The sequence below is a fragment of the Bradyrhizobium sp. CCBAU 25360 genome (assembly GCF_028128695.1).
In the GTDB taxonomy this organism is placed as follows: domain Bacteria; phylum Pseudomonadota; class Alphaproteobacteria; order Rhizobiales; family Xanthobacteraceae; genus Bradyrhizobium; species Bradyrhizobium ottawaense.
The window spans coordinates 116,783-129,677 of sequence record NZ_LBJA01000001.1; the positions used below are offsets into that span (position 1 = coordinate 116,783).

The window sequence follows — 12,895 nt, forward strand, 5'->3', positions numbered from 1 at the left end:
GAAACCCCGCAGCGAGCGTTTATTCCCGCCGCGGAAGAATCGCCGCCTAGAGGCTGTGACGGCGATGGTGCTCGTTGATGGCGATCCAAACCCGCTCAGGCGTTGCCGGCATGTCGATATGGTCGATCTTGTATTCGCGCCAGAGCGCATCGACGATGGCATTAACGACGGCCGGACAGGAGCCGATCGCGCCGGCCTCGCCCGCGCCCTTCACCCCCAGCGGATTGGTCTTGCAGGGAACGTTGGCAGTCTCGAACACGAAGGCCGGCCCGTCCGCTGCGCGCGGCAGCGCGTAGTCCATGAAGGTCGCGGTAATGAGCTGGCCGTCGCCCGCGCCATAGACCACCTGCTCCATCAGCGCCTGGCCGATGCCCTGCATGGCGCCGCCATGCACCTGGCCGGCCAAAAGCAGCGGATTGAGCGTCTTGCCGAAATCATCGACGATCACGTAGTTGACGATCTTGATGATGCCGGTGGCCGGATCGATCTCGACCTCCGCCAGATGCGTGCCGTTGGGATAGGTGCCGTCGGCACTGGCGAAGGTCGCGCTGCCGTTCAGCTTCGACGGGTCGGCGCCGGGTCGCTTGGCGAGGTCGGCAAAGGAGATCGAGCGGTCGGTGCCGGCGATCCGGATCATGCCGTCGGTGATCTCGAGGTCGCCCGCGCTCGCTTCCAGCGCTTGCGCGGCGAACTCCTTCAGCTTCTTGCCGAGATCGCCCGCAGCACGCTGCACGCAGACGCCGCCGGTGGGAATCGAGGCCGAGCCGCCGGTGCCGAGGCCGGTCGCGATCTCCTCGGTGTCGCCCTGGCGGATATGCACGCGCTCCGGCGGCAGGCCGAATTGCTCGGCGACGATCTGCGCGTAGGCGGTCTGATGGCCCTGCCCGCTCGATTGCGTGCCGATCAGCACGGTGACGTCGCCACTCGGATCGAGGCGGACATTGGCCGTCTCCTCACCCATCACGCCGCAAATCTCGACATAGCTCGCAAGGCCGATGCCGCGGATCAGGCCCTCCTTCTTGGCCGCCTTGGCGCGCTTTGCAAACTCCTTCCATTCCCCGATCTCCATCGCGCGCTTGAGATGCGCGGCGAAATCGCCGGAATCATAGACCTTGCCCGTGGCCGTCTTGTACGGCAGCGCCTTCGGCGGGATGAAGTTCTTGCGGCGGATCGCGTCCGGCGTCGTGTCGAGTTTTCGTGCGCAGGCGTCCACGAGGCGCTCGATGACATAGGCAGCTTCAGGCCGCCCGGCGCCGCGATAGGCATCGACCGGCACGCTGTGCGTGAAGATGGTGCGCACCCGGCAGTGGAAGGCCTGGATGTCGTAGAGGCCCGGCAGCATGCCGGCGCCGCCATGCGGGATGTAGGGGCCGAAGGTCGACAGATACGCGCCCATGTCACCCATCAGGTCGCAGTCCATCGCGAGGAATTTGCCGTCCTCGGCCAGCGCCATCTTCGCGGTGGTGACGTTGTCGCGGCCCTGCGCATCGCCCAGGAAATGCTCGGAGCGGTCGGCCGCCCACTTCACCGCCTTCTTCAGCTTGCGCGCGGCAACCGCCATCAGGGCGTATTCCCGGTACGGAAACAGCTTCGTGCCGAAGCCGCCGCCGACGTCGGGGCAGATCACCCGCATCTTGTCAGTCGGGATGTTGAGCACGTTCTGGCACAGGATGTCGCGCAGGCGGTGGCTGCCCTGGCTGCCGACCGTCAGCGTCAGATGGTCGCGCTTGGAATCGTACTCGCAGACCGCCGCACGCGTCTCCAGGAAGCTCGCGACCACACGCGGGTTGACGATCGAGATTTCGGCGACTGCATGCGCCTTGGCAAAGGCAGCTTCCGTCGCGGCCTTGTCGCCGATCGAGACGTCGAACAGCACGTTGCCGGCCTTGTCGGGCCAGACCTGCGGCGCGCCCTTCTTCACGGCATTGACGACGCCGGTCACCGCCGGCAGGGGCGACCATTTGACGTCGATCGCCTCGATCGCGTCGCGCGCCTGGTCGATGGTCTCGGCGACGACGAAGGCGACGGCATCGCCGACATGGCGTACCTCGTCCTTGGCCAGGATCGGGTATGGCGGGCCGGTGAACGGATCGGTCTCGAGGTTGAACAGGCAGGGCAGATTGCCGAGATCCTTGACGTCGTCGGCGGTCAGGATCAGCGCGACGCCGGGCAGCCCGCGGGCGCGGCTCACATCGATGGTGTATTTGGCATGCGCGTGCGGCGAGCGCAGCATCAGGCAGCGCAGCGCAGCCTGCGGCGCGTAATCGTCGGTATAGCGGCCCTTGCCGCGGATGAGCGCGTCATCCTCCTTGCGCAGCACGCTTTGGCCAACGCCGAACTTGATGGGAGCCGCCATTTTATCTTCCCGTTCTCATGGTTGTTTTGCCGGCATATTGCCGTGGAAAAACTGGCAAGGCAAACGGGTTTAGGCGGGCCGTTCCCCCATTGAGGCCGATGATTCGAAGCCACCCCCGACGGTTCTGGCGCGACCAGGCCGGACAGCCATGCGGGACGACCTTAGCGGCTGAATTTCCTGACCATAAAGTACTTGTCGTAGGTGGCCTCTCCTATGCGGACGGCAGCGGGATCGGTACCGTAGATTTCAAAGCCGTTACGCTTGTAGGTGTTGATTTTGATTGCAGCGGTCGATTCGAGCAGGACGGCGAGATGCACCTGCTCGACGCGTGCCTCGGCATGGGCAAGAAGCTCCTTGATGAGCCGATCTCCGACCCCTTTACCTCGGCCCTCCTCCCTCACGTAAACCGTGAAGATGTTGCCCCTGTGCTGCGATCGCCGATCTGGCGATACATAGAAGCCCGCGACGCCCATCAAGCTCCCGCATCGAAATGCGCCGAGGATCATTCCATCCAGCCAACGGCGATAAGCCGCCATCATCGGCTCCCCGCCCTCGTCCTCTTCAGGAGACCCAAACGTTTGAGGGTGCATCTGAAGCGCCTCCGCGCGAATGTCGCGAAAAAGATCGAGATCATCGACATTCAATCGCCGGATTTCCACGTCCGCCTGAGCACCCGCAGCATGCGATATCATGTTCGCCTCCTCTCCTTGTCGCAGTGAAGAACGGCAGGAATTGTGTCCGTCACATCCCACCGCGGCCCCACAGAGTCATCGTGCTGTCTCTCAATCTCTCGATGGCGCGTTCAGGCGCAATGCAATCGATATCGCCGCGCGTCAGACCGATGTCCATCAGCTCCCTGTCACTGAGGTCCTGCAAGGTGACCCCTGCGCGCGGCCGCCACTCCTGAAACGCACGCCAGTAGCGCCTGAGCAGGCTCAGGACGATGGAAAGGTCGAGGCCACGCCTTGCGGCATCGACCTCAATTTCGGGTGAGATGTTCGTCTGTTGGGGTGGCATCGCACGCTCCTGCTGTTGAGCCGGCAGGGAGCGTGGCCAAACAAAAGGCCCCGTCCGATGCCGGCGGGGCCTGGTGGAAAAGATGTCGTCGTCGAATTCCTAGCGCACGACTCCTTCCACGGCCCAGCCGAAGCGGGTCATGTGGTTGCGGTTGACGGTGCGCGAGCATTTAATCATGCAGCGCGTGTAGCACGCCAATCGCGCAAAATCAAGAGATGTGCCGATGTCCGTTGCACCCTGGGGGCGAGCACCTGCTTGCCTAGCCGCGCACGAGCGAGACAAGCCAGCTGCGGCCGAACAGGATGAGATCGCGAGAGCATGGACAATCGTGCCGCGGACGGCGAGCAGGACGAGCGTCAACTCGTCATGGAAATGCATCGAGGCGAAAGCTGAACCGCCGAAGCGCGCGATAGCCAGAACGCTGCGGCTATGATCACGGTCAGCAGGAATTTGCCGAGCGACATCAGCCAGGCACGGTCCAGCACGAGAAAGCCGCGCCGCGCGGCAAAGAAGAGCACCAGCAGCAAAATGGTCCAGCTTCCCGGCGTACACTCAGACGCCGTGCTGAGGCGATTGTCATGGCGAGCTACGGTTCTTCCGAGTGTTTCAGCATGTTGCCACTTTTAGGAGGACTTGTCGCGTGGGTTCAGATCGGCAACACTGCTCGGATTTCCAGTAATCGCTTTCATGGGTGTCCTCATGCCCGAAACATTGGAAACCTTGTTGTGGTGTGCCGCGCTCGCGACGTGGCTGATGCTTTCCTTCAGGATAATAAGCGAGCGCCTGAAGCCGCTCTCGAATCTCGTCAGCCATCTGCTCGAGGTTGCTTTCAGGCACAAGGCGAAGTGACGCAGTAAACGGCCGCAAAGGCACGGCTTGGCAGCTGCCGAGCTGGCAGAGCTGCGCGTCGCGTTGATGGCGTCAGACGAACGGACCAAACGGCACATCGTGCGGCTGCAACCTGTCGCAACTCTGCCGGGGCCGACGATGCTCACTCGAATCAAGTTATCGGCTATCAGGCCGAAGAAGCGGCTGAAACGAACAACGCTGCTAGCCTGCCAGCCTCCGATCGAGGGAGAACCGGCCCCCTCCGGTGACCAGGATCAACAGAGCGCCTCCTGATATCGAGATGTTCTTCAGGAAATTGTTGTACTGCCCGAACTGTTGCGGACCGGCGGGATATTCCCAGTAACGATGTGCGATTGCAGTAGCCGACAATACAAATAGAAACATCAAAATTGCGCAGTAGCGCGTACCAACGCCGAGTATCAAACCAACCGATATCAGTATTTCCAGGATGACGGTGGTCGTCGTGAACAGCTGCGGCACTGGAAGGTTGAGCGACCGAAAATAGCCCACTGAGCCACTGAAGTTGCCAAGTGCTCCATACGCGCTTCCAACAAACACCCATGCAAGCAGGATGCGGCCGATCAGGATCAGCAGGTCGGCATTGCCGGTGGCGAACTGGTCGATCCGAGATGTGGACCAGGAAGAGCGAAATGACATGGTCACTGCCTCATCGCGTTGCTGCCTGAGGACGGCACCTGAATGTCGAGATCGTATCACGATTGGCGAACCGCATGAAGGCCGCCCGGCGGGCATGACGCGCTGTAGACCCCTGGTGCCTCCGAGGCCCAACAAACGGTCCATCCGCTCACGGCGTTGTCCGCGTTCAAAGCGATTCTTCGGCGCGGTGAAGGCGGGGTAGGCGTGTTGGCTTTCGGCACGCGCCTAGCCGCGCACCAGCGAAACCAGCCAGCTGCGGCCGAACAGGATGAGGATCGCAAGCGCGTAGACGATTGTACCCCCGATCGCGAGCAGAACCAGCGTCAACTCGTCGTGGAAGCGCATCGAGGCGAGAGCTGAAGCGCTGAAGTGCGCGATCAGCCAGAACGCTGCGGCGAGGATCAAGCCGGTCAGCAGGAATTTGGCCAGCGACATCAGCCAGGCGCGGTCCAGCACGAGAAAGCCGCGCCGCACGGCGAAGAACAGCACCAGCAACAGATTGGTCCAGACACCGACGGCGGTTGCGAGCGCAAGGCCGACCTGGGCCAGCGATCCCATCAAGGCGACCTTCAGCGCGACATTGACCGCAATGCCGGTCAGCGACGCGCGAACCGGCGTTGCGGTGTCCTTGCGCGCATAGAAGGTCGCAACCGCGCTGCGGATCAGCACGAAGGGGATCAGGCCGATGGCGTAGGCCGCGAGCGTGCCGCCCGCGGCGACAGCGTCGGCCTTGGAGAACGCGCCGCGCGCGAACAGCGCGCGCATGATCTCGTCCGGCACGGTGAGGAAGGCCGCGACGAACGGGATTGAGAACAGCAGCGTGAAGTCGAAGGCGCGGCGCTGCGCCTTCATCGCGCCGTCATGGTCGTTGGCCGTGATCCGGCGCGACATCTCCGGCAGCAGCACGGTGCCGATGGCGATGCCGATCACGCCGATCGGGAGCTGGTTGAGCCGGTCGGCATAATAAAGCGCCGACAGCGCGCCGGCAGGCAGGAAGGTCGCGATGATGGTATCGGCGAACAGCGCCACCTGCGTGCCCATCGATCCCAGCGTCGCAGGCCCGAGTGCCTTGAAGAAACCGCGGACGTCTTCGTCGAGCTTCAGCGGCGCAAAGCGCGGCAGGCCGCCATGGCGGGCGAGATCGCCGGCCAGCAGGAAATATTGCAGGAAACCGGAGATCAGGACGCCCCAGGCAGCCGCATGGCCCGCGCTCGGAAACCAGACGGCGACCGCCAGCGTCATCATCATCGAAACGTTCAGGAAGATCGAGGCGGCCGCGGCGCTGGCAAAGCGCTGCATCACGTTGAGCATGCCGCCATAGAGCGTCACCAGCGTGATCAGCAGCAGATAGGGAAAGGTGATCCGGGTCAGCTCGATCGCGAGCTTGCGCTGCTCGGCATCGTCACTGAAGCCCGGCGCCAGGATGCGCATGGCCTGCGGCATGAACAGCCAGGCGACGATGAGCAACACCACCTGCGAGGCCAACAGCAGCGTGAAGATGCGGTCGGCGAACAGCTTTGCCGCCCCCTCCCCCTTCTCGCCATGGACATGCGCATAGGCCGGCACCCAGGCGGCGTTGAAGGCGCCCTCGGCGAAGATCGCGCGGAAATGATTGGGCAGCCGCAGCGCCACGAAAAAGGCATCGGCCACGGGGCCGGCACCGAGGATCGCCGCGAGCATGATGTCGCGGGCAAACCCCGTCAGCCGCGAGAGCAGCGTGTAACCACCGACCGTGAAGATGCGTCCGAGCATGTGGACTGTTCTAGAGACTAATCAGTCTAACGATAAGGCTTTGAAGTTTGACGTGATGAAAAAAGACGGCCGCTCGGCCTGCGATGCGCATTGCTGTGCCCTCTCCCCTTGTGGGAGAGGGCAGCGCCGCAAGTAGATATAAACTCAATCGGGTGAGGGGTTTCTCTCCTTGCATTCAGTGCGGAGAGAGACCCCTCACCCGTCTCGCCGCTTCGCGACGAGCCACCCTCTCCCACAAGGGGAGAGGGAAGAAAAGCGCAAGATCACCCCCCCAGCGCGCCGCGGACGGCGGCGATGATCCGCTCCTGGTCGGCTTCGGTCAAATAGGCGTGCATCGGCAGGCTGATGACATCCTGCGACAGGCTTTCGCAACCGGGCAGGCCGCCCCCGGCCACCGGATATTGCTTGTAGGCGGTCTGCTGATGCATCGACTTGCCGTAATAGATCGCGGTCGGCACGCCCTGGGCTTTTAGCGCGGCAGCGAAGCCGTCGCGGTCGGTGCCCTCAGGCAGGCGGATGGTGTATTGCGCCCAGACCGAGGTATTGCCCGGGCTGAGACGCGGCACGGTGACCACGTTGGACAGCCCACGCGCGTAGCGCTCCGCGACCTTGTTGCGGGCTGCGATCTCGTCGTCGAAGATCTTCAGCTTCTCGATCAGGATCGCAGCCTGCATGGTGTCGAGCCGGCCGGTCAGGCCGAGGCGGACGTTGTCGTATTTGTCGACGCCCTGCCCGTGCACGCGGATGCTGCGCAAGGTGGCCGCGAGCTCGTCGTCATCGGTGAAGATCGCGCCGCCGTCGCCGAAGCAGCCGAGCGGCTTTGCCGGGAAGAAGCTGGTCGTGGTGGCGAGCCCGAAGGTGCCGAGCTTGCGGCCCTTATAGCTTGCACCGAACCCTTGCGCGGCGTCGTCGATCACGAACAGGCCTTCGGCCCTGGCGATCTCGGCGATCGCATCGTGATCGGCGGGCTGACCGAACAGATCGACCGGAATGACCGCAACCGGCCTCAGGCCCGCCTTGCGAGCGGTCGCGATGCCGCGCTTCAGGGACTCAGGGCTCATGTTGAAGGTCGTCTCGTCGACATCGACGTAGACAGGGGTCGCGCCCATCCGTGCGGCCGGCGACGCGGTCGCGATGAAGGTGAAGGACGGACACAGCACGGCATCGCCGGGCCCGACGTTCTTTGCCATCAGCACCATCAGAAGCGCGTCGGTGCCGCTGGCGCAGCCGATGACATGCTTGGCACCACTGTAGGCCGCGAGCTGCTTCTCGAGCTCGGCGACTTCAGGGCCATTGACGAACTGGCAATGGTCGAGAACGCGCTTGACCGCGGCATCCAGCGAAGCGCCGAGCCGGCGGCGCTGCGAGCCGACGTCGATGAAGGGAATGGGTTCGGAACGCAGATGCTGGTTCATGACCTGGCTCTTGGCGCCTTCTTGAATGGTCGACATGGATGACGGGTTTAGCCGGCGACGCGGCGCGGGCCCTTGAGGGCGGGCGATTTGGCCGCGGGCCGCGACGGCGTCTCCAGGCACTGCGTCGCGATCTCGAGGCTGGCGACACCTTCGTCGCCGGTGACCGCCGGCGTCTCGCCGTTGCGCACCGCCTTGAGGAACGCGATCAGCTCGGCGCGGAGCGGCTCGTCATGTCCGACCGGCAGATGCCGCATCGAATAGCTGCCGTCGGGCTTGAAGCCGAAGCACTCGGTGACCTGGCGCGTGAGCAGATCGCCCATCACGTATTTGCCGCGGGTCGCGACCGTGACGCTGCGCGCCTTGAACGGCGTCAGCCAGTTGGTGTTGATGTGCGCGAGCACGCCGTTGGCGGTGCGGAACTGCAGCAGCGCGATGTCCTCGCGCTCGGCGACGGCGCTCGACAATTGCGGCTGCACCTCGACGATGTCGGATTCGGTAAACCAGCGGATCAGGTCAATGTCGTGCACGGCGAGGTCGATGACGACGCCGACATTGGACATGCGCGGCGGGAACGGGCCGACGCGCGTGATCGCGATGGAAAGAATGTCTTCGCCCGCGATCGCCTGCTTGACGGCGGCAACCGCCGGATTGAAGCGCTCGACATGGCCGACCATCAGCGTGACGCCGGCCTTTTGCGCGGCAGCGACGATCTCGCGGCCCTCCTCCACCGTGGATGCGATCGGCTTCTCGACCAGAACATGAATGTTCTTGGCGATGCAGGCGAGCGCGACCTCGTGATGCAGGTGGGTGGGAGCTGCGATGGTGACGGCGTCGATGCCTTCGGCGAAGAGCTGGTCGAGCGTCTCGAAACTCGCGCAATTGGCAAGTTCCGTCGCGCGTGTGCGATGTGCCGGCGAAGGATCGACGACGCCGACGAGGCTGACGCCGGGAAGACCCGCAAGCACGCGCGCATGGTTGCTGCCCATCACGCCGGCGCCAATGACGCCAACGCGCAAGCCGGCCTTTGCCGGTGCAGATCCTTTGGAACTCATTTGAGCAAACCCCGATTCAACGCAAATCCCCGGCGCGCTTCTAGCACGGACGCCACATTTGTGGCGAATGCCGCCTTGGCGGCCCGGACACGATTTGATTCAAAAAGTTACACGTTCCCCGGGCCTTAAGCCGAAAAATATCGCCTCTTTGGCCCGGGTCGCGTGATTCGGAGTTTGCTGGTTACGACCTTTGATAGTCGTCTTCAATCCGGATGATGTCGTCTTCCCCGAGATAGCTTCCAGTCTGGACCTCGATCAGTTCCAGCATGATTTTACCGGGGTTCTCCATCCGGTGCACGGCGCCCATCGGGATGTAGATCGACTCGTTCTCGTGCACCGTCTTCACGGCCTCGTTGACGGTGACGCGGGCGGCGCCGCGGACCACGATCCAGTGCTCGGCGCGATGATGGTGCTTCTGCAGCGATAGTCGCCCGCCCGGCTTCACCACGATGCGCTTGACCTGGTGGCGCTCGCCATTGTCGACCGACTGATAGCTGCCCCAGGGCCGGTGCACCTTGAGATGCTCCTCGGTGACCTTCGGCGCGACCGACTTCAGCTTCGTGACGAGACGTTTCAGGCCGTTGGCATCCTTCTGGCGCGAGACCAGAACCGCATCAGCAGTCGCGACCACGACGAGATCGTCGACGCCTTCGAGCGCGACCAGCGCGGAATCGGTGGTGACGTTGCAGTTGCGGGAATCCTCGAACACCGCAGCGCCGTGCGACGCATTGCCTTGTGCGTCCTTGTCGGAGAGCTCCCACACCGCGTGCCAGGAGCCGACGTCGGACCAGCCGCACGACACCGGCACGACCGCGGCGCGCGAAGTCTTCTCCATCACGGCATAGTCGATCGAGATCGCCTTGGCCGCGCCGAACGCCTCGGGCTCCAGCGTGACGAAGCCGAGATCGCGGCCGGCATTGTTGACCGCGTTGGTGACGGCCTCGACGCTTCCTGCATCGACCCTGCGATATTCGTCGAGCAGCACGCTCGCCGGGAACATGAAATTGCCGCTGTTCCAGAGATAGCCCGAATTGACGTAGTCGGATGCCTTCACCGCGTCCGGCTTCTCGACGAAGCGCGCGACCGCATGCACCTCACCGGAGATCACCTCGCCCGGGTTGATGTAGCCGTATTCGGTCGCCGGCCGCTCCGGCTTGACGCCGAAGGTGACGATGCGCCCGGTGCTCGCGGCGTTACGGCCCTCGCGGCAGGCGGCAACGAAAGCGGAATTGTCCTGCACGACGTGGTCGGCGGCGAGCGCAAGCACGATGGCTTCACTGGCGCGGTTCTGCGCGAACACCGCGCCGGCCGCGATCGCAGGTCCGGAATCGCGACGCATCGGCTCGAGGATCACGTCGGCCTCGATGCCGATCTCGGCGAGCTGCTCCAGCACCATGAAGCGATAGGACGCATTGGTGATGACGATCGGCCGGTCGAACAGGGAGGGATCGGAAACGCGCAGCAGCGTGTCCTGGAAGGTCGAGCGGGTGCCGAACAGCGGCAGGAACTGTTTTGGCCGCACCTCGCGCGAAGCCGGCCACAGCCGCGTGCCGGCGCCGCCGCACATGATCAGGGGGATAATGCGTTTGTCCATCGTCATCTCAAACCTTGAAGTAGTCCCGATACCAGGTGACAAAATTATGGACCCCATGCTCGATCGGCGTTGACGGTGCAAAGCCGGTGTCGCGCATCAGGTCCTCGACATCCGCGAACGTTTCCAGCACATCTCCCGGCTGCATCGGCAGCAATTCTTTGATCGCCGTCCGGCCCAGCTCCCGCTCCAGAAGCCCGACGACGTGCATCAGTTCCTCCGGATGGTGATTGCCGACATTGTAGAGCTTAAACGGCGCATTTGCGGCAGCCGGATCGTCCGCAGGCACAAGATTGATCAGCTTGGATACTACACGTGTGACATCATCAACATAGGTGAAGTCGCGACGCATTCGGCCATGGTTAAACAGCCGGATCGGCTTGCCCGCCATGATGGCGTTTACGAACAGAAACATGGCCATGTCGGGCCGTCCCCATGGCCCGTAAATGGTAAAGAAGCGCAGTCCCGTGACCGGCAGGCGATAGAGATGGCTGTAGGACTGCGCCATCACCTCGTTCGCCTTCTTGGTCGCGGCGTAGAAGCTCACGGGATGGTCGGTGCGGTCCGCAACCGCAAATGGCAATTTTGTGTTGGCGCCGTAAACGGAGGATGACGAGGCGTAGACGAGATGACGACAACCGCTGTTGCGGCAACCCTCGAGGACGTTGAGAAAGCCCACCAGATTGGAATCGGCGTAGGCGTGCGGCTGCTCGATCGAGTAGCGCACGCCGGCCTGCGCCGCGAGATGCACGACCTCCGTAAAACGATGTTGCGCAAACAGCGCCGCCATCGTCTCGCGGTCGGCAAGATCGGCCTCGACGAAGGAGAAGCGGCGGTGGCTCTGCAACAGCGCCAGGCGCGCCCGCTTCAGCGCCGGATCGTAATAGCTGTTGAAATTGTCGAGCCCGACGACGGTGCGGCCTTCGCCCAGGAGCTGCCGGGCGACGTGAAAGCCGATAAAGCCGGCGGCCCCGGTGACCAAAATCGCCTGATCCGTCATCCTGTTCCCCGGGGATCCCTAGCCCGATCCTGTTTAGCCGTCACCTCAAGGTGATCGCAATAGGCCCGCCGCGGCTCATGCGCTCCATAATGCCCCTCCACGAGAGCCCACGAGAGCTATTGCAAGATCGGCGCCAAAACCATACCAAAGCGGCCGAATTCGGCGCTCGCGTCGGGTTGCCTCAAATCTTCGCAAACCCTGTTCATGCGGGCGAGATGCGCCGAATCCTGCTGTCGACGGCCAAAATCCTGATTTCCGCGGCGCTGCTCTATCTGGCGCTGCGCAAGGTCGATCTGTCCGAATTGTTTTCGCGCTTCACCGTGACCAGCCTGTTCTGGATCGGCGCCGCGATCACGGTCACCTTCCTGCAGATCTTCGTCGGCGTGCTGCGCTGGCGCGAGATCAGCGCCGTCTGCGGCGCGCCGCTCGAGCTCGGCCGCGCCATGCGCTACAACGTGATCGGCTCCTTCTTCAACCAGACCCTGCCGTCGGCGATCGGCGGCGACGCGGTCCGGCTCTGGCTGGTCGCGCGCGCCGGTGCCGGCTGGCGTGCGGCGACCTACTCGATCTTCGTCGACCGCGCGATCGGCTTGATCGCGCTCGCGATTCTGATCGTCGCGAGCCTGCCCTGGAGCTACACCCTCATCACCGATCCGCACGGGCGCTCGGCGCTGCTGCTCATCGATTTCCTGGCGCTCGCCGGCGGCCTCGGCTTCCTGGTTTTCGGCGCGCTGAAATGGCGCTGGCTGAAGACCTGGTGGGCAACGCATCACATTCACGCCTGTGCGGTGATCGCGAACCGCGTGATCTTCAGCCGCAGCCGCGGACCGATCATCGCAATCCTGTCGGTGCTCGTTCACGTGCTCGCCGTCGTCATCGCCTGGTGCGTCGTGCAGTCGATTGCGGCCCCGGTTCGCTTCAGCGACGTGTTCCTGCTGGTGCCACCCGTGATGCTGATCACGATGATGCCGATCTCGATCGCCGGCTGGGGCGTGCGTGAAGCCACGATGAGCCTGGCGTTCGGCTTCGCCGGCCTGGCCGCCAACGAGGGCGTCAACGTCTCCCTGCTGTTCGGCGCCGTGTCCTTCATCGTCGGCGCGTTCGGCGGCCTGGTCTGGATCCTCAGCGCGGAGAAAGCCGCGCAGGGGTCGGCGCCGATCGGAGTGCCGGAGTGACAACCCTCGTCGCGGGTCCGGACCATGCGGC

Annotated in this window: 12 protein-coding genes; 2 read left to right on the forward strand and 10 right to left on the reverse strand. The window is 63.7% G+C overall.

Going from position 1 to position 12,895, the window contains the following annotated elements:
• Positions 1-46 precede the first annotated feature (46 nt).
• The 4 genes from XH81_RS00480 to XH81_RS00495 all read right to left on the reverse strand — a co-directional run bounded on the left by XH81_RS00480 (position 47) and on the right by XH81_RS00495 (position 3,900).
• Entirely contained in the window at positions 47-2,356 is a 2,310-nt protein-coding gene (locus tag XH81_RS00480; protein ID WP_028143314.1) for a xanthine dehydrogenase family protein molybdopterin-binding subunit, read from the reverse strand.
• 161 nt (positions 2,357-2,517) lie between these two features.
• A complete protein-coding gene (locus XH81_RS00485; RefSeq protein ID WP_063615330.1) occupies positions 2,518-3,048 on the reverse strand; it encodes a GNAT family N-acetyltransferase in 531 nt (176 codons plus the stop codon).
• Positions 3,049-3,097: 49 nt separating this feature from the next.
• Entirely contained in the window at positions 3,098-3,373 is a 276-nt protein-coding gene (locus XH81_RS00490; protein ID WP_028143316.1) for a DUF1127 domain-containing protein, read from the reverse strand.
• 356 nt (positions 3,374-3,729) lie between these two features.
• Positions 3,730-3,900, reverse strand: a complete 171-nt coding sequence (locus XH81_RS00495) for a hypothetical protein (protein ID WP_240536405.1) — start codon at positions 3,898-3,900, stop codon at positions 3,730-3,732.
• Positions 3,901-4,060: 160 nt separating this feature from the next.
• Between XH81_RS00495 and XH81_RS00500 the strand changes: the two genes are divergently transcribed.
• Positions 4,061-4,222: a hypothetical protein gene (locus XH81_RS00500; protein ID WP_173019841.1), complete on the forward strand. Its 162-nt coding sequence runs from the start codon at positions 4,061-4,063 to the stop codon at positions 4,220-4,222.
• Positions 4,223-4,423: 201 nt separating this feature from the next.
• Here the strand turns inward: XH81_RS00500 and XH81_RS00505 are convergent, their stop codons facing one another.
• From XH81_RS00505 to XH81_RS00530, 6 genes are all read right to left on the reverse strand, one after another.
• Positions 4,424-4,879 (reverse strand): DoxX family protein, encoded by a 456-nt coding sequence (locus XH81_RS00505; protein ID WP_049801770.1) that lies wholly within the window; start codon positions 4,877-4,879, stop codon positions 4,424-4,426.
• 225 nt (positions 4,880-5,104) lie between these two features.
• Positions 5,105-6,631 (reverse strand): murein biosynthesis integral membrane protein MurJ, encoded by a 1,527-nt coding sequence (murJ, locus tag XH81_RS00510; RefSeq protein ID WP_028143318.1) that lies wholly within the window; start codon positions 6,629-6,631, stop codon positions 5,105-5,107.
• Between the two features lie 263 nt (positions 6,632-6,894).
• Positions 6,895-8,082 (reverse strand): DegT/DnrJ/EryC1/StrS family aminotransferase, encoded by a 1,188-nt coding sequence (locus XH81_RS00515; protein WP_028143319.1) that lies wholly within the window; start codon positions 8,080-8,082, stop codon positions 6,895-6,897.
• An 11-nt stretch (positions 8,083-8,093) separates the two neighbouring features.
• Entirely contained in the window at positions 8,094-9,098 is a 1,005-nt protein-coding gene (locus XH81_RS00520) for a Gfo/Idh/MocA family protein (protein WP_028143320.1), read from the reverse strand.
• Positions 9,099-9,279: 181 nt separating this feature from the next.
• Complete coding sequence (locus XH81_RS00525; RefSeq protein WP_028143321.1) at positions 9,280-10,692, reverse strand: mannose-1-phosphate guanylyltransferase/mannose-6-phosphate isomerase; 1,413 nt, start codon at positions 10,690-10,692, stop codon at positions 9,280-9,282.
• 7 nt (positions 10,693-10,699) lie between these two features.
• Positions 10,700-11,689, reverse strand: a complete 990-nt coding sequence (locus XH81_RS00530; RefSeq protein WP_028143322.1) for an NAD-dependent epimerase — start codon at positions 11,687-11,689, stop codon at positions 10,700-10,702.
• A gap of 215 nt (positions 11,690-11,904) precedes the next feature.
• Here XH81_RS00530 and XH81_RS00535 point away from each other — a divergent pair, with 215 nt between their 5' ends.
• Entirely contained in the window at positions 11,905-12,864 is a 960-nt protein-coding gene (locus tag XH81_RS00535; RefSeq protein WP_028143323.1) for a lysylphosphatidylglycerol synthase transmembrane domain-containing protein, read from the forward strand.
• Positions 12,865-12,895 lie beyond the last annotated feature (31 nt).